General features: G+C 68.0%; 20 protein-coding genes, 2 tRNA genes and 1 pseudogene. 8 read left to right on the forward strand and 15 right to left on the reverse strand.

Annotation, left to right across the window (positions count from 1 at the left end; all coding sequences use genetic code 11):
- Positions 1 to 296 precede the first annotated feature (296 nt).
- Positions 297 to 1,082 carry a phytanoyl-CoA dioxygenase family protein gene (locus B141_RS0104890; RefSeq protein WP_020574055.1) on the reverse strand — a complete coding sequence of 262 codons (786 nt, stop codon included), beginning with the start codon at positions 1,080 to 1,082 and terminating at the stop codon, positions 297 to 299.
- Positions 1,083 to 1,396: 314 nt separating this feature from the next.
- Between B141_RS0104890 and B141_RS0104895 the strand changes: the two genes are divergently transcribed.
- The gene (locus B141_RS0104895; RefSeq protein WP_020574056.1) at positions 1,397 to 1,768 is read left to right on the forward strand and encodes a hypothetical protein; all 372 of its coding nucleotides are present in this window, start codon (positions 1,397 to 1,399) and stop codon (positions 1,766 to 1,768) included.
- Between the two features lie 269 nt (positions 1,769 to 2,037).
- Here the strand turns inward: B141_RS0104895 and B141_RS45275 are convergent, their stop codons facing one another.
- A complete protein-coding gene (locus B141_RS45275; RefSeq protein WP_020574057.1) occupies positions 2,038 to 2,598 on the reverse strand; it encodes an AAA family ATPase in 561 nt (186 codons plus the stop codon).
- A gap of 397 nt (positions 2,599 to 2,995) precedes the next feature.
- On the opposite strand from B141_RS45275, the gene B141_RS38925 reads away from it, so the two are divergent.
- Positions 2,996 to 3,538: a DEAD/DEAH box helicase family protein gene (locus B141_RS38925; RefSeq protein ID WP_020574058.1), complete on the forward strand. Its 543-nt coding sequence runs from the start codon at positions 2,996 to 2,998 to the stop codon at positions 3,536 to 3,538.
- 322 nt (positions 3,539 to 3,860) lie between these two features.
- The gene (locus B141_RS47045; protein ID WP_272944061.1) at positions 3,861 to 4,331 is read left to right on the forward strand and encodes a helix-turn-helix domain-containing protein; all 471 of its coding nucleotides are present in this window, start codon (positions 3,861 to 3,863) and stop codon (positions 4,329 to 4,331) included.
- A gap of 55 nt (positions 4,332 to 4,386) precedes the next feature.
- On the opposite strand, the gene B141_RS0104915 is transcribed toward B141_RS47045, so the two are convergent.
- Positions 4,387 to 4,459: transfer RNA gene (locus B141_RS0104915), tRNA-Lys, on the reverse strand.
- 60 nt (positions 4,460 to 4,519) lie between these two features.
- Positions 4,520 to 6,085, reverse strand: coding sequence for a phytoene desaturase family protein (locus tag B141_RS0104920; RefSeq protein ID WP_026256920.1), 1,566 nt, complete (start codon positions 6,083 to 6,085; stop codon positions 4,520 to 4,522).
- Positions 6,086 to 6,204: 119 nt separating this feature from the next.
- Between B141_RS0104920 and trxA the strand changes: the two genes are divergently transcribed.
- Positions 6,205 to 6,585, forward strand: coding sequence for a thioredoxin (gene trxA / locus B141_RS0104925; RefSeq protein ID WP_020574061.1), 381 nt, complete (start codon positions 6,205 to 6,207; stop codon positions 6,583 to 6,585).
- A gap of 33 nt (positions 6,586 to 6,618) precedes the next feature.
- On the opposite strand, the gene B141_RS0104930 is transcribed toward trxA, so the two are convergent.
- The 3 genes from B141_RS0104930 to hemC all read right to left on the reverse strand — a co-directional run bounded on the left by B141_RS0104930 (position 6,619) and on the right by hemC (position 9,144).
- Entirely contained in the window at positions 6,619 to 7,257 is a 639-nt protein-coding gene (locus B141_RS0104930) for an NADPH-dependent F420 reductase (protein WP_020574062.1), read from the reverse strand.
- 81 nt (positions 7,258 to 7,338) lie between these two features.
- Entirely contained in the window at positions 7,339 to 8,073 is a 735-nt protein-coding gene (locus B141_RS0104935; RefSeq protein WP_020574063.1) for an SAM-dependent methyltransferase, read from the reverse strand.
- 138 nt (positions 8,074 to 8,211) lie between these two features.
- Positions 8,212 to 9,144 (reverse strand): hydroxymethylbilane synthase, encoded by a 933-nt coding sequence (hemC, locus tag B141_RS0104940; RefSeq protein ID WP_020574064.1) that lies wholly within the window; start codon positions 9,142 to 9,144, stop codon positions 8,212 to 8,214.
- Between the two features lie 257 nt (positions 9,145 to 9,401).
- On the opposite strand from hemC, the gene B141_RS0104945 reads away from it, so the two are divergent.
- Together B141_RS0104945 and B141_RS0104950 are read left to right on the forward strand one after the other, a co-directional pair.
- On the forward strand, positions 9,402 to 10,310 hold the full coding sequence (locus B141_RS0104945) for an aminoglycoside phosphotransferase family protein (RefSeq protein ID WP_084678104.1): 909 nt from the start codon (positions 9,402 to 9,404) through the stop codon (positions 10,308 to 10,310).
- Positions 10,311 to 10,435: 125 nt separating this feature from the next.
- Positions 10,436 to 10,612, forward strand: a pseudogene (locus tag B141_RS0104950) (transposase); the annotation flags it as partial.
- A 16-nt stretch (positions 10,613 to 10,628) separates the two neighbouring features.
- Here the strand turns inward: B141_RS0104950 and map are convergent.
- Positions 10,629 to 11,453, reverse strand: coding sequence for a type I methionyl aminopeptidase (gene map / locus B141_RS0104955; protein WP_020574067.1), 825 nt, complete (start codon positions 11,451 to 11,453; stop codon positions 10,629 to 10,631).
- Between the two features lie 86 nt (positions 11,454 to 11,539).
- Between map and B141_RS0104960 the strand changes: the two genes are divergently transcribed.
- A complete protein-coding gene (locus B141_RS0104960) occupies positions 11,540 to 11,809 on the forward strand; it encodes a helix-turn-helix domain-containing protein (RefSeq protein ID WP_020574068.1) in 270 nt (89 codons plus the stop codon).
- Positions 11,810 to 11,900: 91 nt separating this feature from the next.
- On the opposite strand, the gene B141_RS0104965 is transcribed toward B141_RS0104960, so the two are convergent.
- The 6 genes from B141_RS0104965 to B141_RS0104990 form a co-directional block, all read right to left on the reverse strand.
- Positions 11,901 to 12,485 carry a hypothetical protein gene (locus B141_RS0104965; RefSeq protein WP_020574069.1) on the reverse strand — a complete coding sequence of 195 codons (585 nt, stop codon included), beginning with the start codon at positions 12,483 to 12,485 and terminating at the stop codon, positions 11,901 to 11,903.
- A 273-nt stretch (positions 12,486 to 12,758) separates the two neighbouring features.
- Positions 12,759 to 12,834: transfer RNA gene (locus B141_RS0104970), tRNA-His, on the reverse strand.
- A 97-nt stretch (positions 12,835 to 12,931) separates the two neighbouring features.
- Positions 12,932 to 13,588, reverse strand: coding sequence for an oligoribonuclease (orn, locus tag B141_RS0104975; RefSeq protein WP_051113970.1), 657 nt, complete (start codon positions 13,586 to 13,588; stop codon positions 12,932 to 12,934).
- Positions 13,589 to 13,618: 30 nt separating this feature from the next.
- On the reverse strand, positions 13,619 to 15,586 hold the full coding sequence (locus B141_RS0104980) for a vWA domain-containing protein (RefSeq protein ID WP_020574071.1): 1,968 nt from the start codon (positions 15,584 to 15,586) through the stop codon (positions 13,619 to 13,621).
- 5 nt (positions 15,587 to 15,591) lie between these two features.
- Complete coding sequence (locus tag B141_RS0104985) at positions 15,592 to 16,974, reverse strand: sigma 54-interacting transcriptional regulator (RefSeq protein ID WP_020574072.1); 1,383 nt, start codon at positions 16,972 to 16,974, stop codon at positions 15,592 to 15,594.
- Positions 16,975 to 17,047: 73 nt separating this feature from the next.
- On the reverse strand, positions 17,048 to 17,623 hold the full coding sequence (locus B141_RS0104990; RefSeq protein ID WP_020574073.1) for a TetR/AcrR family transcriptional regulator: 576 nt from the start codon (positions 17,621 to 17,623) through the stop codon (positions 17,048 to 17,050).
- A gap of 75 nt (positions 17,624 to 17,698) precedes the next feature.
- Here B141_RS0104990 and B141_RS38930 point away from each other — a divergent pair, with 75 nt between their 5' ends.
- Positions 17,699 to 19,198 carry an MFS transporter gene (locus B141_RS38930; protein ID WP_020574074.1) on the forward strand — a complete coding sequence of 500 codons (1,500 nt, stop codon included), beginning with the start codon at positions 17,699 to 17,701 and terminating at the stop codon, positions 19,196 to 19,198.
- On the opposite strand, the gene B141_RS0105000 is transcribed toward B141_RS38930, so the two are convergent.
- Positions 19,195 to 20,805, reverse strand: coding sequence for a GGDEF domain-containing protein (locus tag B141_RS0105000; RefSeq protein WP_020574075.1), 1,611 nt, complete (start codon positions 20,803 to 20,805; stop codon positions 19,195 to 19,197). The genes B141_RS38930 and B141_RS0105000 overlap by 4 nt on opposite strands.
- Between the last annotated feature and the right edge of the window lie 29 nt (positions 20,806 to 20,834).

Genomic DNA, 20,834 nt, shown 5'->3' on the forward strand with positions numbered 1-20,834 from the left:
AGGTGATATCACGATATCACCTCACTCTCAAGGTGCCTGGTCGATCATGGCGCCATCTCGCCCGCGGCGAGGCGAGCGCCGGCTGGACACCCGCCTGACGCTCCCGACCAGTTCCGGCCGAGCTCCGCAGGCGGCGTACCCGGAACCTGTACAGGGCTGCAAGGCCAAGCCTGACGGTCGACACGTCGAGCCTTGCAGCCCTGTACAGAACCCGGGTGCGGGGCAAGCTGTCCGACCGACGGCAGAGAAGCCTCGAAGCTGAGGTTGCTGCTACGCCTCTTCAGCGCAGTCCGCTGCTAGGGCTCTTGGTCCGGGCATCGGGAGATGAAGTCGGTGAGCATCATCCGGGGTGAGTCGAGTGCGTTCGGTGCCGCGACGTGGAGGATGCGTTGGTTCATCAGTATGACGTCGCCGGGTTGGCCGCAGAGTTCGACCACTCGAACGTGCGTGTCGTCGATGGTGGCTCCGTCATCGAGGTATCGGCGGAGCTGACCGCTGTTGGTGACGGGTTCGCGCCAAAGGTCGGCGAACCATGGGTAGTCGCGGGCGAGCTTGTCTTTCATCTTGCTGGTCTTCATGTGCCCGCCGGCTCGTTGGCAGAGTTGCCAGGTGATGCGGTGTGAGCCGGCTATGACCAGTGTTCCGCCGCCGCGCGGTCGAACGTCGTCGAGGAAGGTGAAGGCGACGAGTCCGGGCAGGACTTCTTCGGTGGACCACGCGGTGGAGTCGACGTGCCATCGGGTCGCCGGTATCGCCCACTCGTGCTCTGGGTTTGGGAAGGTCACGAGCGGGCCGCCCCAGTGCTCAGGGGGGTTCCTCGCCGGTCCTAGCAAGTCGGTGATGGGCTCAGGTAGGTGTTCTCTCAGTTCGTCGAAGGCGCCTGTGCGCGTCAGCATCTTGAAGTGGACGCGTCCGTCGACGGTCTTCCAGGTCGTGGGGTCGTCTTGCTTCCGGCCGTGCATGATTGACAGGAAGGCCCACAGGCGGTCGCGCATCGCCAAGGCCTTGGCCGCCGGCACCGTCTGGGGCAGTGAGAGCAGGCCGTGCAGCTCAAACTCTGAAATCTGCTCGTTGGTCAACATCGCTCACTTCTCCTGGCTATGGCCGGACCGGCGATGTGACCCCCGGACACAGCGAGTCACGTCGCGAGATCCGGCGAACCTGAATCTGGCGTGTGACTTCGGGTGTCGGCCCGAAGGCAGCACCGACACTACAGATCGGAGCTTGTCGCTGCTACACGATTGCCTTCCGGTGAAGCACCAGCCAACGTGCAACCCACGTGCAACTAGTGCCGTATCAGGCAACGTTTGCCCCCTCGCGGCCCAGGGACGCGGGCCAGGGCTCGCCCCACCTTCATGGCCGCGCCGGACAGGCACGGCGCTGGAATGATGGCGGCATGACGAGATTTGACGGTGTCCTGATCGAGTTCTGCCAGGGACAGTGGGGGGCGGACGAGACGATGGGACTCACGCTCTCGGTGTGGGGACGGACAGCCGACGGGCGGCGGTTCATCGAAGCTGATGCGCAGCGTCCGTTGGCCGGGCTCCAGGATATCGATCTACTCGTGGAGAACTGTGGCTGTCCCTTCGTCAGCGAGGACGGCAAGCAGGAGGCGATCGACCTGCTGGCCGCGGCGTTTCCGGGCGCCGAGATCCGCTGCTACGAGCCGTCCGAAGCGGATGAATGCGAGCTAGAGGCGGCGGGAGCCGCCCTACTGTGGGAACACGAGATCACCTGGGCCTGGTGCGAGAACTGTTGTGCAAAATGACTCCTGTTACCCGCCCGACCGCCGAGGTCACCCATCGCGGTCGGCATCGCCCCGGCCTCGTTCTCCCAACCGTGCAAACGTTGCCTGCCACAGCACTAGCAGCGAGACCGCGCTGGAAGATCTTGGGCCTTCAGCGGGCGGGCGAGCCGTCCTGGCAGCGTAAACGGGCCACCGGCGGACGGTCCCGGATGAGCGAGGATGGGTGCCTAATCCGTGTGTCGTTCGTTCGCACGGCAGCCGCCCCTGGTCAATAGCGACCTGTAAGCCGGTCAGCGACGTACGGTGTCGAGGACCGTCTGGACGACCGCCTCGATCGGCACGCTCGTGTCGATCTCCAGCGTGCAACCGTCACGCAGCAAGGGCTCGACAGTCTCGACATAGGTCAGGACGTCGGCAAGCTCGTCAGGGTGTTTGCCGTAGGGATTGTTGGTTCGGGTGGCCAACCGTTCGACGATCACCGGTACCGGAGCACTGAGGAGGATGATGTGGTCGAACTGGCGGTAGAACTTCCCCTGGTTCCGCACCGTGCCACTGACGAACAGCACCTCGGCGTCCTCGGTCGACAGGAGCTGCTGGAACTCCTCGTGCCACATCCACTCTCCGTCCTGACCAGCCGTGTCGGCCCCATCGGCTGCGTTGGTCGTATGGGAGTCGGCGGACTCGGGCGAGTCATTCTGGCTGGCTTGCCTGGCGTCACTGGACCGGGGCACGAACCGTTGCAGGCTCGGGTGGCTGTCGCTATCCACGGTCTTGTAACCGTGCGAAGCCAACCTGTTGAGCAACGTCGACTTACCGGTGCCCGACATCCCGGTGATGAGTACCCGGAGCATCCCGGCAGACTAGCCGGCTTTCGTCGGATGTGTGCGTCCTACTTCGGCGGTCGGAACGCCCTAACTCGGCGGGTCGGTGGCGTTGCCGCAGCGGCGTGCGGCTAGGCCGGCCGTGCCCCCCGCGTGCCCCAAGCCAGGGCCGATCAGAGTCCGCAGCGGTCAATGGCGGTCAGGTCGAATGGGCTCGGACGCGGGACGATCTACGCTCACGGCAGTCTGAGACCCAACGGTCCTTTGCAAGGCAGGGGCTGGGGTGCACAATCCCTCCGCCGCTCCCCTTGATGCTTCGTCCCTGGAGGTCTCGGGGAGAGGCGGCCAGCAGAAGCGCCAGATGGATGTTTGGCGGCACAGAAACTCACGTGCGGGACCCGACTCCAGCACGAAACGATGTCTGCCCATGGCCGTTCAAGATGCAAGCCGCTCCGACACTGATCTCTTGCTCATCGCCGGCCGTTCGGGAGTCGGCAAGACTACCGTCAGCGTCGAGGTGTCGTCCCAGCTCAAGCGCTCAAACGTAGGTCACGCCCGTATCGACGGCGACTGGCTCGACCTCGCCTTCCCGCAGGCGCCGAGTGAGCTTTTCGACAGGAACTTCCGATCGCTGTGGCAGAACTACCAGGCTTTTGGTTGCACTCGCCTGATCTACTCCAACTGGGCCAGCATCAAGAACATGAAACGGATTGTCGGGCTGATAGGCGGACAGCCTCGCGTCATCGGCGTCCTGCTGCTTTGCTCGGACGAGACGGCAATACAGCGACTCGGGAGCCGCGAGACCGGCTACGACCTCCAATGGCATCTGGAAAACCTCAGGCAGACTCCGGTCAACGAGCGAGATCAGGATCAACTCACGCCCACTTGGGTAACGCGCGTGCACAGCGATAACCGCTCTGTCCAAGATGTGGCATCCGAAGTTGTCAGTCTTACTCGTTGGGTGCAGTGAGGCACGGCGTCCACATGAGAGGACTGGCGGGCCGTGCAACCCGCGTGCAACAAGCAGCCGGGTATCAACATGCCGAGGATTTCCGTCACGCGCCCGACCACCCAGAACCGGCTCCGGACCCGCCACCAGAGGCCCCGCCGGCAGCCCACCACCGCCTGGATACCCCACCCCAACCACCCGTCCCGAATTTCTGTCATTTCTGTCAGAGGGTCCAGAGAGCTAGCCGTTGAGGGTCGCCCGATCTTCCCTGCCCAAGTTCGTCGGTGCGACCCCAACGGACGCTCACCACGTCCGTCGCGACCTGCGAGAGGCGCGCTCACCTGTGGGAGCGGAGTCGCGCCAAGAGCTTGGACGCAGGCTCCCGAAGGTGCGGCGGTCGACTCGACTCACTCAGGCCGACACTGCGAAGCGGCTTGGCTGGCCACAGTCGAGGGTCAGCCTGCTCGAGACAGCCCGAGTGCGGCTTGACCTGACGGACGCCGCACTGCTCCTGGATCTGTACAACGTGTCGGGAGCCGCTCGGGCGGACCGGCTGGACCTGGCTGGGCGGGCGGCCGAGGGCAGCCAGTCCGACGCACTGGCCTGGATCACGTCGCACGCTTTCCGCAAGACGACTGCGACGATCCTGGACGACGCGGGGCAGAGCGCACGGCAGATCGCCGACCAGCTCGGGCATGCCCGACCCTCGCTCACTCAGGACGTGTACATGGGACGGCGGGCCAAGAACCCGGATTCAGCAGCGGCTCTGGAGGCCGCCCTGAACAGGGACCGGGAGACCAAAACCATGGGATAACCCATGGGAACCGGATACACGAAAGCCCAGGTCGGCGCTCTGACCTGGGCTTCTGTGCGCCGTCAGGGACTCGAACCCCGAACCCGCTGATTAAGAGTCAGCTGCTCTGCCAGTTGAGCTAACGGCGCGCGCCCCGCTTGGGACTCGGAGATGTTAGCAGTGCCCGCCTCCGCCGGTGAAATCCAGGGTCACCGCCACCGGGCAAGGACTGCCTGCGCCGCGTTGTGCCCGCCGATCCCGCTCACCGCACCGCCGCGGCGGGCGCCGCTGCCGCAGATGAACAGGTTGGGTATGTCGGTCTCGACGCCCCATCTGCCGACGTCCTCAGGGGACTCGGCCCAGGGCCAGGCCAGGTCGCCGTGGAAGATGTGCCCGCCCGGCATCCCGACGGACGCCTCGACGTCGAGCGGGCTCTTCACCTCCAGGCAGAGGCGGCCGTTCTGATCAAGGGCCAGGCAGTCCTCGATCGGTTCGTCGAGGTAGGCGTTGAGGCCCGCAAGGTAGCCCTGCGCCGCCTTGTCGCGTACCGCCGTGTTGTCCTGCTCGAACAACCGCGCCGGCGTGTGCAGACCGAACAACGTGAGGGTGTGCCAGCCGGCCCGGACCAGGTCGGGGGAGAGGATTGTCGGGTCGGTCAGGGTATGGCAGTAGAGCTCGCCCGGCAGCCTGGTGGGCAGGGTGCCTGACTCGGCCTCGTCGTACGCCTTCTGGAGATCGGCGTACCCCTCGTCGACATGGAACGTCCCCGCGAACGCCTGCCGCGGGTCAGCGCCGGACCGCAGCCGTGGCAGCCGGGTCAGCAGCAGGTTGACCTTGACCTGCGCGCCCTCGGGCGCCTCGACCCCATGAGGGCTCCCGCCCCGCAGCCGGGACAGGGTCACCGGCGCGACGCCGGAGAGGACGTACGCCGCCGACACAGTGCGTTCCTCGCCGTCCGCGACGTACGTCACCTCGGCGTCCCGACCGTCGGCGGCGACCTTGACCACCTCCGCGCCGGTGAGGAGGCGCGCGCCGGCCGCCCGCGCGGCCCGGGAGAACTCGGCCGTCACGGCGCCCATGCCGCCCACGGGTACCCGCCACTCGCCGGTGCCGTTGCCGATGAGGTGGTAGAGGAAGCAGCGGTTCTGCCGCAACGACGGGTCCTGCGCGTGGCTGAAGGTGCCGATCACAGCGTCGGTCAGCGCCACGCCGCGGACCATATCGTCGGCGAACGTCCGCTCGACGATCTCCCCGAGTGGGCGGTCCACGAACCCGTCCCAGGTGCGCACCCCCGTCCGCTCCAGCTGCGACCGGAGCTGGCTTGCCGGCCGCAGCGGCTCCATCATGGTGGGCGCGACGACCCGGGCGAGTTCCGCGAGGTCGGCGTAGAAGCTCTGCCAGGCGGCGTACTCCCGATCCGACCCGGTGAGTGCCCGGAACGACTCCGCCGTCGCCGGGCCGGGGTCGCGTTCCACGAGCAGGCCGCGGTGGGTGCCGTCGCGGACGACGGGGGTGTACGACGCGACCGCGCGGGAACGCAGGTCAAGGGTCAGACCGAGGTCCCGGATGATCTGGTCGGGGAGCAGGCTCACGAGGTAGGAGTAGCGCGAGAGCCGGGCGTCGACGCCCGGAAACACCCGCTCGCTCACGGCCGCGCCGCCCGTCACGTCGAGCCGCTCGAGTACAAGTACGGAGAGGCCGGCCTGAGCGAGATACGCCGCCCCGACCAGGGCGTTGTGTCCACCGCCGACCACGACCACATCGCAGCGTTCCACCGGAGCAGCCTACGGCCGAGCGGGGCGAGCGGCCACACCCGCGGCGTCGCCGGGGAATGGCCGGGGCAGAGTCGGCGGTTATACCCGCCGGGGTATCCGAACTTTCGAGGAGGCAATCCATGGCCACCACCAACGTCACCGCGGCCACCTTCAACGAGACCGTTCAGGACAACGGCATCGTTCTGGTCGATTTCTGGGCATCATGGTGCGGGCCATGCCGGATGTTCGGGCCGATCTTCGAGCAGGCATCGGAGAAGAACCCCGACATCGTGTTCGCGAAGGTGGACACCGAGGCGGAGCAGGAGCTTGCTACGGCCGCCAACATCACGTCCATCCCGACGCTGATGGCGTTCCGTGACGGCATCCTGGTGTTCGCCCAGCCGGGTGCGCTGCCGGCGCCGGCGCTGGACCAGGTGATCGACGCGGTGCGCGGGCTCGACATGGACGACGTACGCGCGCAGATCGCCGCCGAGGGCGAGCGCGAAGAGGCCACGTCCTGACGCGAGGAGGACGGCGGGGGCTACGCGTCCAGGTCAGGGGAGGATCTTGACCGCGCTGCCGAACGCCGTCCCCAGCGTGAACTGCAAGGTGATGTGGAGCAGGCCCAGGCCCTCCAGGTAGCGGGAGCGGGCGAGCGGTCCGGCGTCCAGCGGACGCAAACCACCCGCCTCGACCAGGCCGGCGACCCTCGCCTTGGCGTCGGCGTCGTCACCGGCGAGGAACACGTCCAGCGGCTGTCCCGCGACCGTACCGACCGTGAGGGTTCCGGCGAACGTCGTGTTGAACGCCTTGACGACGCGCGCCGACGCCGGCACCCGCCGCGCGATCTCCTCCGCGGCGGAGCTGTCGGCGGGCGTACTGAGTCCGTCGTACGTCGCGTTGATCGGGTTGGTGATGTCGACGATGGTCTTGTCGGCTAGCTGCTCGCCGTAACTGTCGATCAACCCGGCCACCGCGACGTACGGTATGGCGAAGACGACGACCTCGCCCCGTATGTCGTCGCCGATCGTGCCCGGAGAGACGCGGCCGTCGCTCGCGGCACGGAGTTCGTCAACGAGCGTCGCGGCGTGCCCCGCGTCGCGGTCGAGGATCTGGACGTCGTTGCCGCCGGCGAGGAGTCGGGTGGCGATGCCGCGGGCCATGTTGCCCGCTCCAAGGATGGTGACCTGCACAGAGCGCCTCCTGCCCGGGCGAGGACCGAGTGTTCACTCAGGACATACCCGGCGCGCAGGTCACAGGAACGACAGCTTGGACTACTCAGCGCTCGAGCGGGCCACCAGCCGCGTAAAGCCGAGAGACCGGCCTCCGTCGGCCCTCAGCATGGGGATGTCGCCGCTGTCGTCGGGTTGGTCGTACGCCTGGTTGCCCACGGTGTTCCACAGCAGCCAGTCGTCCCAGCCGTGCGGCAGCAGATCGGCGGTCTCGACGGTCACCGCTCCCGAGGTCTCCCAGTGCCGCCGCCACCACTCCGGACCGTGGAACCCCGCTGGATCCGACTCCGGTTCCACCCGGTGGCCGGGCACCACGATGCCGATCTGACCGCCCGGCCGTACGAACCGCGCGTAGTACGAAAGGTAGAGCTCGTCGGTCCCGAAGTAGTGGTAGGAGTCGATGCTCACCAGCGCGTCGAAGAAGCCTTCGGCGAACGGCAGGTCATGCGCCTCGGCGTAGATCGGAAACACCTGGTCGTGCAGGCCCTGCTCTCGGATGCGTTGCCAGTTGTCAGTGGGCTTGATCCACAGGTCAGTCGCCCACGCTTTCACGCCGAACTCCTTCGCCAGGAAGATCGATGTGATCGCCTTGCCGCATCCCATGTCGAGGACCCGCATGCCGGGCTCGAGCGCCATGACTTCGGCGAGCGCTTCGGCCAGCCACAGGGGATTGGGCCCCATCGCGTGCTCGTAGACCCACCTGTGCGGGTACGCCGACGAGCGTGGGTAGCGGGCCAGCGTCAAACGTTCGCGTAGCTCGTCATCAGTCATCGGCATGGCGGCAAAGCCTCGCCTTGCGTCAGCCGTCGCGCAAGCGCTTAACGCGACCCGGCCGAGGCGGCGAGTCCGCGGCGCAGATGCTCGCAGCTGCCGCCCGGGTCATTACCTACGGCGCTCTGGAGATCGCCCGCGAGTTCAAGGGTTCCTGATCGCTGCCAGAATGCCGGCCGCACCCTGTGCGAGGAGATCGGCCGCCACGGAGGCGCTGAGCTTCTCCGGGTCGTCGGCCGGCCCCTCTCCAGCCGCCGTGACCTGGTCCCCACCATCCAGGGAGGTTACGGCGGCGGAGAGGTGCAGGAGCCCGTCAGGACCGATCCTGCCCCAGGCGCCGACCGGGACGGAACAGCCTCCGTGAAGCTCGGCCAAGAGGGCGCGCTCGGCACGCACGCACGCGTCGACCTGCGGGTCTCCGGTCTGCGCCAGGAGCCTGGCGGCCAGGGAGTCGACGCGGACCTGGATGCCAAGCGCGCCCTGCCCGGGGGACGGAGGGAAGACGGCCGGGTCGAGCACCTCGTGCACGTCCGGGGTCAGGTCTAGCCGGTTCAGGCCCGCTGCCGCAAGCACCACCGCGTCGAGGGCGCCTTTGGTGGTCCGGGCAAGCCGCCCGGGAACGTTTCCGCGGATCGGGACCACGTCCAGGTCCGGTCGCAGGGCAAGAAGCTGAGCCACTCGGCGCGGGGCGCCCGTTCCGACACGAGCACCTTGCGGGAGTCCCGCCAGCGTCGATCCGCACAGGACGTCTCGCACGTCCTCACGAGGCCCAGGGGTGGTGAGCAGAGTCGTGCCTTCACAGACTGAGGTAGGCAGGTCCTTGAGCGAGTGCACGATCACGTCGACTCGCCCAGTGACGAGCGCCGCCTCCTGGTTCGTGGAGAAGGCGCTCCCGCCGGCCGTCTTGGCAACCTCAGCGAGAGTCGGGGTCACGCGGTCCTGGTCACCGCCTTCGAGGATGATCTCCCGCTTGAACGTCACCCCGGGGAATTGCTCGGCGATCGGCGTGAGCCACTCCGTGACCTGCGTCCGAGCAAGTTTGCTGGCTCGGGAACCGATTCGCACCACGTCGGTCATTCGGGGCAACTCCTCGCCTAAAGCGGCTTGTTGACGCCCCATCGTACTTACACCAGAACCATGCACTTCCGACAGATTGCCGTAGATCATGTCGGTCCGGCGGCGTACGCCGGCTCGCATTGCCCACAGGGGGAATCGGTCAGTCTCCAATGAGTGTCATCATCTGGAGGCGGAGCATCGCAGCGATCGCGTTGCACTCTCGGACCTCACCGCGGGAGCCTGAGTTGCAGCGGCGCCGCTATGGGACGATGACGGTCATGTCTGACGAACAAACGCCTCTCTCGGCTCGTCGTTCTGCGGCGGAGGAGTTTGTTCGAGAGGTCAACGCGCAGACCGGCGGTGACCTGCGGCTGATCGGGCTACCGGACCAGGGCATGGTGAGTGATGCCGCCTACGTACGCTGGCCGGACGGGCGCGCTGGCGTACTCACCCGATCGATCCTCAGTCCCGACGCGTTGCATTCCATCGCCGAGGTCCTGGCCGTGGCGTCTGCCCACGGTGTGCCGGTACCGCGGTATGAGCTGATCACTCCGCTTTCCCAAGGCGCAGCCATCGTTCAGCAACGCCTGCCTGGTTCACCACCACGGCACATCGATCCATCGATCGTCGACGCGATGGTCGCTGTCAACGAGTCCTTCGCCGGACTACTCGCCGACTGGCCACAGGTGGAAGTTCCACAGCTGCACCTACGCCAGAGCGGCGAGGGCTGGTGCCTGCACGAAACACTGCAGCGCTACGACGATCGCAGCAGAAGACTGCTCGGCTGGATCCAGGACGTCGCAACCACAGGCCCGAACCAGCTGACAGGTAATGACCTTGTGCACTGGGACTTCGTACCAGGCAACGTCTTGTTCGACCCGACGGGAGCCGTAACAGGCGTCGTCGACTGGTTCACCATCGCACGCGGCGACCGCCATTTTGGACTGCTGAAACCGCGCTTCTACCTTCAACGGCTCGCTGCCGTCACTCCATCGCCCGGCTACCCAACCGTGACCGCCACGGCGATCGGTCGCTTGGACGAGCTCCTCGATCAACTGCTGGAACCCGCCACCTACGACGTCTACTGGGCGCACTGGAGTCTGGCACTCATCGACTGGGCGATCCGCCACGGCACACAAACCGAGATCGACTGCTACCTCGACCTCGCCAGCACCCGTATCCGCTAACCCAAGCGGCCCGATGGGTGTCGTCAAGGGCGCACCCGCATCCGCTGCGGCGCGGCGCCGTCCCGCCGCGGCGGAGTAGCCGGGATTCGTAGAGCCGGTGGCTTCGGAACATTGTGTGGAGGGCCAGCCGCCCGCTGGAGCTGGTGTACGCGGCGGTGTTCACCGACGCGGTGGTGGTCAAGGTGCGAGACGGGCAGGTGGCCAACCGGCCGTTCTACGCCGCGATCGGTGTCACGGTGGACGGCTGCAAGGACGTGCTGGGCCTGTGGGCCGGCAGGGGCGGCGAGGGCGACAAGTTTTGGAGCTGTCGTTGACGTGCTAGGCGTCTTTTGTGGATAGACGATTGGCGGAATCGCCCCTCGTTACGGGGTCCTCCGATTCACGCCGGGTGAGCACCAAGGGGGCATCCTCAGTGATGGCGACTGTGTGCTCGGAGTGGGCAGTGCGTGAGCCGTCGGCCGACCGGATGGTCCAGCCGTCGGCGTCATAGACGATCCGGTCGGTCGTGCGGGCGAACCAGGGTTCGAGCGCGAGGGTCAGCCCCGGCCGGAGCTTCAGGCCGCGCCCTGCCCGGCCCTTGTTGGAAACGTGGAGCTCCTCGTGCATGGTGCGGCCAATGCCGTGACCGCCGAACTCGGTGTTGACCGGATAGCCGTAGTCGCAGGCCACCGCCCAGATCGCCGCCGAGATGTCACCCAGGCGGTTGCCCGGACGTGCCACCTCGATCGCCGCCTCCAACGCTTCCTCGGTGGCACGGATGATCCGCAGGTCCTCCTCGGCAGCAGTGCCAACGACGACCGTGCGCGCCGAGTCGGCCACCCAGCCATCGATGCTGACTGCGAGATCCGCGCTGAGCACGTCCCCGTCGCGCAGTGTGTAGTCGTGGGGCAAGCCGTGCAGGACGGCGTCGTTGACCGAGAGGCAGATGACGTTGCGGAACGGGCCCTTGCCGAAGGGCGGAGCGTAGTCCCAGTAGCACGACTCCGCCCCGCGCCGTTTGATCATGTCGCGCACGTGGTGTTCCAGGTCCAAGAGGTTGACGCCCACGTCAGCGAGCCGGCCGACCTCGGAGAGCACCTCGGCGACAAAACGCCCGGCCACGTGCATGCGTTGGATCTCCGCTGGCGTCTTCAGTTCAATCACGAATACCTCGCGTCACAGGGGTCGGTATAGTTATACCGGCACCTTAACGCTTGCCGGTATAGTAATACCAGCCCTATTCTGGGGGCATGGTCCGCCACCCGCTCACACCTGAGCAGATCGAAGCCGGCAGGCGTCTCGGCGCCCTGCTGCGCCACGCGCGAGCGGGACGCGACCTAGCGGAAGTCGCGCACGCGGCCGGCATCTCGCCGGAAACCCTTCGCAAGATCGAGACCGGACGACTACCCTCTCCCGGATTCGGCACGATCGTCTGCCTCGGCGAGGCGCTCAACCTGCCGATGCAGGAGTTGGCAGCCACCTGGCGCGGCAGCGACCTACCGCTGGAAGCCGTCTTCTAGCCGCTGCTCCACCCGTCCACGGAACTGGCCGGCACCATCGCAACGTGACAAGTAGCTGGCTATGAGGCCCTAGCAGGGCGGCGGATGCTAGCTATCGGCCCGCCCGCCTCTGCTGCTTCCAGTCTTCTTCCGGTGAAGGAAGCCCCGCTCGTGCCCTTTCGTATTCGGCGCGGGCTTGGAGGAGGAGCGCGAGGGCCTTGAGGATCCCGGCGATGCTCATGCCGGTTGCTGTCACCAGTGCACTGGCCGCTGTGATTACTTGGGCGGTGTCGGATGGGTCGAAATTGTTGTGCTGTACCTCGGCGACCACACTCGCGCTCGCGTAGTAACAGACGATATAGACGCTCCCGGCGAGCAGGAACAGGCACAAGACATACAGCCATTCCCAGAACAGGCCGCCCCCACGAATCCAGTGGCGGCTCTCCACTCGCCGACGAAACTCCAGTAGGGCGCGGTTGGCCTCGTACTCGTACCAGTCCTGAGCTGGCTGCACTCGCCGTAATACGCCTAGCCCGGCGGCGGCAGATGCCAGAACGACGGCCAGCCACGGCCCTGGAGACGAAAGCCGCGCACGGGCCAAAGCCAGCAGGCCAAGAACGGTCGCCACCGCAAACAGGAGGACGACCAGCAGCGTCAGCGCGCGCTGTATCGCCACCAGCAGGCGTTCGCTCAGCATGGCTACACATAGTGCCAGGGCGCCGGAAGCTCGGCTACGCCTTGAGTGATCACTACGCGGGCCAGTCCGGGGGATAGCGCTGACCCACGCAGTCCCGTCCCCGCTCGCCCTTTCGGTCAACGGCATATCGCGATCCGCTACCGCCTCAACGGATTCATTACCTGGGATGCGAAGGTTCTCCGGCAGTGGGTGAAAGGTGTTGACCCGGGAGACGCCCCATATCAACTTAAGGGGCCGCTGACCGCGTTTCCGCAGGTCAACGGCCCCTTCGCATGGGGTGAGTGACGGGACTTGAACCCGCGACACCTGGGACCACAACCCAGTGCTCTACCAGCTGAGCTACACCCACCATGTCGTACGGACCGACGGCCGCACGAACGATTGCCGCGGGATCGCCCCGCGGCGCACCAAGTGTAGCCGGGACCTTCTCGGCCCCGACACCGAGATCAGGTCTCCGGCGTGGCGGGGGGTTGGGACCCCTGTTGGGAACCCCGTTGGGAACCCGTCGGCTCGCCCTGGATCTGCTCGGCGATTGCCTTGGCGGCGGTCGAGTCCGGTCCTGGTTGGGGGACGAACACGGCCGCGCGGTAGTAGCGCAGCTCGTCGATCGACTCCTGGATGTCGGCCAACGCCCGGTGATTGCCGACCTTGGCGGGGCTTGCGAAGTAGACCCGGGGATACCAGCGGCGGACGAGTTCCTTGATCGAGGACACGTCGACGATGCGGTAGTGCAGGTGCTGCTCGAGCGTCGGCATGTCACGAGCGAGGAATGCCCGGTCGGTGGCGACCGTATTGCCCGCGAGCGGAGCTTTGCTGGCCTCGGGTGCATGGGTCCGGATATAGGCCAGAACCCGCTCCTCGGCCTCCGCCAGCGACACGCCCTCGGCCAGCTGGTCGAGGAGCCCCGAGGCGGTATGCATATCGCGTACGACATCTCGCATCTGGTCAAGCGCCTGCTGCGGCGGCTTGATCACCAGGTCGATGCCCTCGCCGAGGACGTTGAGGTTGCCGTCGGTGACCAGCGCGGCCACCTCGACGAGCGCGTCGGCCTCGAGGTCCAGCCCTGTCATCTCGCAGTCGATCCACACCAAGCGGTCGTACATGACCATCAAGCCTATGCTCTCGCCGAACCGTCACGCCGACCGGCGGAAGCCTCGGCGGGCGCGGAGGTAGTCGGAGACGACGAAATCGCCCAGTCTTTCCAGGTCAGGGGTGAAAACGCGGCCGCCGTTCCTCCGAGCGACAGCATCGACGAACCTCGCCAGACCCTCGTCCTCACCCAGCATGAAGAGGTTGAGCGTCGCGCCGTACCGCGTGAGCGCGTCCACCTCCGTGATCGTCGCGCGCAGGGTCTCGTGGGTCGTCGGCCAGGAGAAGAACGGCGATCCGTCCGGCAGCAGGTGGGCCGTCGGCTCACCGTCCGTAACCACCAGGATGACGGGCTCCGCGTCGGGGTGCCGGCGGACGTGCCGGCCGGCGAGCATCAGGGCGTGCTGGAGGTTGGTGCCCTGGATCCAGTCGGGTTCGATCTCGGCGAGCTGGACGGGGGAGAGGCGGCGGGCTGTCCGGTCGAAGCCGATGATCTCCAGCGCGTCCTGCCGGAACCTGGTCGCGACCAGGTGGGAGAGGGCCAGGGCGGTTTGTTTCATCGGACCCCAGCGGCCCTCCTGGACCATGGAGTACGACAGGTCGACGCACAGCGCGACCGCGGCCGAGGTCCGGCGTTCGGTCTCGGCGATCTCGAAGTCCTCCACGTCGAGACGCACCGGGAGAGCGATGCCGGAGCCAGCCGAGCGCAGGACGGCGTTGTGGACGGTACGGGTCGCGTCGATCGGGTGCTCGTCCCCGAACCTCCACTCCCGGCTCGAGCCCGTCGGCTCGTCGGCGGCGCCGGTCCGGTGGTCGTCGTGGTCGCCGCGGCCGCTGGACTCCAGCTGCTGGAAGACCCGCCGCAATGCGGTCTCACCGAGCCGGCGGAGCGCCTTCGGGGTGAGCCGTAGCCCTTCTGACCCGCGCGCGATGTAGCCCTGGCGTTCGAGTTCGCGTTCCAGCTCACGGAGGGCACGCAGGTCAACCCCGGCCCCGGGGCCGAGCTGGCGTTCGAGGGTCTCGACGTCCACGTCGTCGAGCGTCGCGCCCGGATGCTCCTGGGCAAGCTGCTCGGTCAGCGCCTCCAGGTCCGCGAGGTCCGCCACCGCCTCGACCGCCTCGCCGTACCCGAGCGGCTGCTCGCCCCGCATCCGGGCCTGGGAGTCCCAGTCGAGCCCGGGCCGGAGGGCGCGCAGGTTGTCCCGGAGCTGGGCGAGCTGTGAGGCCAGGTTGGGGTCGCCGAGCGCCTCCTGCATGAGCCGGGCCAGCTCGTCGCGCTGCTCCGGAGAGAGCGAGCGCATCAGGCGTTCGGCGGCCGCCGCGCGCCGGGCCAGCAGGTCGATCAGCTCGTCGGTGGTGCGGGGATTCTCCGGGAAGAACTCCCCGTGCTGCTCCATGAACGCCGCGAACGGGTCGGTGGTGTCCTCGCCCCGGGCGTGCGCGGCGAGGAGCGCGTTGAGGTCGGCCAGCATGTCGCGGACGGCCTGGCTCGCCGCCGGGTCCTGATCGGACAGCGCCTGCTTCATCCCGGCGAACTGCGCGTCGAGGACCTCCCGGCGCAGCATCGCCTGGATTTGTTCGTACGTCTGCCGGGCCTCGGGGGACTGCCAGTCGTACGACGACAGCTCCCGCACCGCCCGCGCGGTGTCGTCCGGCAGCGTGTCCAGCTCCAGCTCGTGCATCCGGGCGTCATCGCTCGGGTCGCGGGCCAGCGTGTCCTTTTCGGCTGCCAGAGCCTGGTCGAGCATCTGGCGTGCCCGGTCGAGCGTGCCGGCCAGGTCACCGCGCCGGCGTACCTGCTCCCGCCGCTTACGGGCCCGGGCCAGCAGGTCGTCGAGGCCGCGCCGTCCATTGGGCCCTCGCCGGAGCAACTCACGCAGCGCCTCGCGAAGACTGCCACCAGCCAGGACCTCCCGGCCAAGCTGGTCCAGCGCCTCGCGTACGTCGTACGGCGACGCCAGCGGATCGGGTCCGTCGTCCCACGGCCCGTACCGAAACTTCCCTACGCTCACGCTTGTCAGCCTCCGTAGTAGGAGATGCCGTCGACAGACTCCTTCGCGAGCCGGCGGGTGAGGTAGAGCCCCTCGAGTACGAACTCCACCGCGGAGGCGGCCTCGCCGGGTGAGGCCGCATCGCCCAGGCCGAGCCGGTCGAGGACCTTCGCGAGTCCGGGCACCGTGCCCATCTGGTCGAGCAGATCGGACCCGCGGGTCAGCTCGCCTGTCTCGATGGTCGCGCCTTCGGCGAACCTCGTGGTGAACCCGGCAAGGTCAAGGCCCCGCAGCCGCTCCCGGAACGTCTCCGCGGTCGCCACCCGCAGCTGGTGACCGAAGATCTCCAGCTCCCGGCCCTCCTCGCCCATCTCGAACTCCACCTTGCCGTGCAGCGTGGGCAGGACGCCGGGTAGGTCACAGACCCGGGCGACGGGTTCGTTCTCGCCGGTCAGCGCCGCCCGCCGGAGCGCGGACGCCGAGACCGTCTCCGCGGCGGTGATCGCGAACCGCGCCGACACACCGGAGCGTTGGTCGATGGACGACGACTCCCGCAGTCCACGGGTGAGCCGGGCCACCACCTCCAGCAGGTGATCGGGAACCGCCGCGGCGAGCTTGGCCTCCTGGCGGATCAGCACCACCTCCTCCGCGACCTCCGACGGGTAGTGGGTGCGGATCTCGGCGCCGAACCTGTCCTTCAGCGGCGTGATGATCCGCCCGCGGTTCGTGTAGTCCTCGGGGTTGGCGGAGGCGACGAGGAGGACATCGAGGGGAAGGCGGAGCGTGTAGCCCCTGACCTGGATGTCGCGTTCCTCCAGGACGTTGAAGAGGGCGACCTGGATCCGCTCGGCCAGGTCGGGCAGCTCGTTGAGGCCGAAGATGCCGCGGTTGGTACGCGGGACCAGGCCGTAGTGGATCGTCTCCGGGTCGCCGAGCGTGCGTCCCTCGGCGACGCGTACGGGGTCGACGTCTCCCACGAGGTCACCGACGCTCGTGTCGGGCGTCGCGAGCTTCTCGCCGTACCTCTCGTCGCGGTGCTTCCAGGTGACGGGAAGGTCGTCGCCGGCCTCGGCGAGGAGGCGGCGGCAGCGGGTGCAGGCAGGTGCGAAGGGATGGTCGTTGATCTCGCAGCCGTCGACAACGGGAGTCCACTCGTCGAGCAGGCTGACGAGGGTACGCATGAGGCGGGTCTTGCCCTGGCCGCGCTCGCCGAGCAGCACGAAGTCGTGCCCGGCGAGAAGGGCCCGCTCGAGCTGCGGCAGCACCGTGTCTTCGAACCCCACAATGCCGGGGAACGCGGTCGTACCACTGCTGAGAGCGGCGATGAGGTTGTCGCGGATCTCGTCCTTGACGCTGCGGTGATGGTGCCGGGTGGCGCGGAGCGCGCCGAGAGTCGCGGGTCGAGTCACGACGTAGACCGTACGTCGGAGCCGGGCGTTCCGGCGAGGGTTGCGGTGTAAAGCCTTTTGACCTACCGAATCGTCAGTCCGGCTGATCGCCGGCGAGGATGCGTACGGCCCGCACCACTTGGTCGCCGGTTGGCAGCGATTCGGGGTCGAGGAACGCCTGAAGCGACAGGCCGGCGACCAGAGCGTGCAGCACGGAGCCCAGGCCGCGGACGGTCTCGGCGTCGAGCTCCTGTGGGTCGATGTCGAGGCTCGCCGCGGCCATGGTCGCGCGGGTTTCCGCTGTGGCTGTGGTGAGCACCTCACGGATGTCGTTGTCGAAAGCGGCCTGTGCGTAGGCCTGCACGCTCGCCACGAGAACCTCGCGTTGGCCCGCCATCGCCGCGACGAGTGCGTCGACACAGATCCGTAGGCGTTCGGCGGGAATCTCCGCGCCGCTGGCCGCCATCGTCGTGTCGATCGTGTCGCCCCATTCCCCCTGAGCCTGCAGGGTCGCGGTAGTCATCAGGGCGTCCTTCGAACCGAAGTGGTAGCCGATCGACGCCAGGTGTGCCCCCGACGCCGCGGCGAGGTCCCGTGCGGTGGTGCGGTGGTAGCCCTTCTCGACGAGAAGCTTCTTGGCTCCGGCCAGCAGATCGTCGCGTTGACTCATGCGGACAGGTTAGTCGACGGTTTGTACGCACGTACGTATTGACGCCTTGATTTGTACGTACGTACGATCTCGCCCATGCGCGCCGAACCGGCACCTCGGGCCTCCTTCCGCACCTGGTGCGGCCTGCTCGTCCTGCTCCTCCCGGCCCTGCTGGCCGCGATGGACATCTCCGTGTTGTTCGTCGCCGGGCCGGCGATCGCCGCGACGCTCCGTCCCACCGCCACCGAATGGCTGTGGGCGATGGACATCTACACCTTCGTCTCCGCGGGGCTGCTGATCACGATGGGCTGCCTCGGAGATCGATTCGGGCGCCGGCGGGTGCTCCTCATCGGGGCCGGGGTGTTCGGTGCCGCGTCGGCGGTCGTCGCCTACGCGCCGAACCCAGAACTCCTCATCCTCGCCCGTGCCCTGCTGGCCGTCGGTGGAGCGACCCTCGCGCCCGCAACGCTCTCCCTGATCCGCGGCATGTTCGCGGACGAAGGCGAGCGGCGGACCGCGGTGGCTGCCTGGGGAATCGCGTTCGCGGGTGGAGCGGTGGCGGGTCCGGTCGCAGGAGGCCTGCTGCTGGAGTACTTCTGGTGGGGAGCGGTGTTCCTGATCAACGTCCCCGTCATGATCCTGCTGCTGATCGCGGCGCCGTTCGTCGTCGTCGAGTCGCGGAGCGCGACCCGAGGCGGGTTCGACGTCGCCGGTGCGGCCACGTCACTGGTGGCGGTGCTGAGCTTCGTGTTCGCGCTGAAGGATGTCGCGAGATACGGCATCAGCGTCACGGGTGCGGCCGCGGTCCTGGTCGGTGTCGCGGCCACCGTGGTGTTCCTCGCCCGGCAGCGCCGCGCGGCGTACCCACTGATCGACCTCGAGTTGTTCCGCGTCCGCACCTTCTCCACTGGTGTGGTGGCCAACACCGTCGTCGCGGTGGTGACCGCGGGTCTCGGCGTTCTGGCGTTCCCGTTCCTGCAACTCGTGCACGGGCTCACCCCGCTCCAGTCCGCCCTGTGGGCGGTGCCCACCTTCGCCGGCTCGTTTGTCGGCGCCGCGGCCGCCGCTGCCCTTGCCCGCAGACACCCGGCCACACCGCTGTTGGGCGGCGGGCTGCTGGCCGCGGCGATCGGCCTTGCCGTCATCACGACGGTCGAGCCGGCGGGCGGACTGTGGAGATTCCTTGGTGGCTACACGATCCTCACCTTCGGCGTCGGGGTCACCGCGACGATCGCCAACTCCTTCGTGCTCGACAGCGCGCCACCTGAACGCGTGGGTACGGCATCAGGAATCGCTGAAACGAGTACGCAGCTCGGATCGGCGCTCGGCATCGCGGTCCTCGGCACCCTCGCGGGCGCCATCTACCGCACCACCATGGCCAGCGCCGCACCGGTCGACACCGATCCGGCCGCCCTCGAAACCGTCGCCGACGCTGTCGTCGCCGCGCACCAGTCCTCACCTCAGAGTGCGGCGACCCTGCTCGACGCGGCGTACGCCGCCTACACCGACGGCGTCACCACGGTGGCGCTCGTTGGGGCGATCCTCACCGCAGCTCTTGCCACGCTCGCACTGACGACACCGCGGCGTACGCCCTAGGGATCGTCGGGGAGGGGATGGGCGCGGATCTCGACGCGGTTCTTGCCGAGCCGCTTGGCCCGCAGCAGCGCCTCGTCGGCGGCGGCCAGCATCTGGGTGCGGGTCGCGCCCGACCACGACTGGGCGAGGCCGGCGGACATGCGGACGACCCGCCCCTCAGGTAGGCATCGCCAGGTGCGGTTCTCGACCTTCCGGCGCAGCTTCTCGGCCACGTGGTAGGCCTGGCCAGAGGTCCGGTCAGGCAACACGATCACGAACTCGTCGCCGCCGAACCGCGCGATCACGTCGTCGCCGGAGAGCACGGACCGGATCTCCTGGGCGAGTTCCTTGATCAGATCGTCGCCGACGAGGTGGGACAACTCGTCGTTGACCTTCTTGAGCCCGTCGAGGTCGACGAACATCACGGCGAGCGGCCGTCCGGTCGCCGCCGACTCGACGAGGAGTTCGGGCAGCCGGATCTCGATCAGTCGGCGGTTGCCGAGTCCGGTGAGTGGGTCGGTGAGGTAGGCCGCCGCGCGCCGCCGCTGCTCGTCGCGGACGCGTTCGGCGCCGAGGCGGTCCTCGAACGACTGAACCCGAGCCCGCCGCTCGTCCCACCGGTCGCGCACCAGGCGCCAGGTCAGCTGGGCGAACGCCTCGCCGGTGGGGGTTGAGCCGTCCCGCTGCCGGAGCAGGCTGGCGTACTCCCAGTAGGCCCGGCCCGCCATCACCTGCAGCCGGGGAAGGGAGTCGCCGATCGCGCAGGCCATCTCGGCGTGTTCGAGGGCCTGGTCGGTCTGGCCGTCGTTGGCGTACGCCCGCGCCATCGCGAGGTAGCCGACCAGGGTCGCCTCGTGGCGTTCGGTCGAGGCGACCGCACCGATGTGAGCGCGCAGCTCAGGGATCAGGGTGGTGCCCTCGCCGAGCATGGCCCGGGCCAGGCACGCCTGCACGATCACCTCGCGCGGCCAGTAGGACCCGTCGATCGCGTTGTGGCCGGACGGCGCGGTCCGGAACGCCTCGAGCGTCAGGCGGTAGTGCTCCTTGGCCTGGTCGATCTCGCCGATGAGGTCGAGCTCGGACGCCCAGTTGAGGTGGGCCCAGCCGCTGTTGTAGGCGTACAACGTCTGGAGCATGGCGTCGGACAGCGCGTGGGCTACCTGGTAGAGCCGTTCGAGCCAGGCGGTGGCGAGCTCGTACAGGTCGAGTCGCACCAGGGCCAGGACGGCGGCGTTGATGGCGTGGCCGATGGCGTACCCCGGCGTGTCCAGCTCCTCGAGCAGGACGACGGAGCGGGCGAGTTCGTCGTACGCCGGCTCGAACTTGCCGCGCAGCAGCAGCGCCATCCCGCGCAGCGCGTGGCCGAACGCCTCCCAGATCCGGTCGTCGAACGGCTCCGCGAGGCGGATCATCTCGCCCGCGACGTCGCTGGCGTCGTCGAGGAGCCGCAGGTCGTGGAACGACGCGAAGCGCACGAATCGCAACCACTGAGCCCGGTCGTGGGCGTGCTGGTCCTGCGCTTCGGCCAGGAGGACGTCGACTTCCTCGAGAACCAGGCGTGCCTCTCCGGACTGGGCCCTGATCAGCAGGCCGGTCACGTCGGCGAGCGCTGACGGGCGCGGTCTCATCTGCCCAGACAAGTCCCGCTCCCAGCGAT

It is taken from the genome of Actinopolymorpha alba DSM 45243 (assembly GCF_000373925.1).
In the GTDB taxonomy this organism is placed as follows: domain Bacteria; phylum Actinomycetota; class Actinomycetes; order Propionibacteriales; family Actinopolymorphaceae; genus Actinopolymorpha; species Actinopolymorpha alba.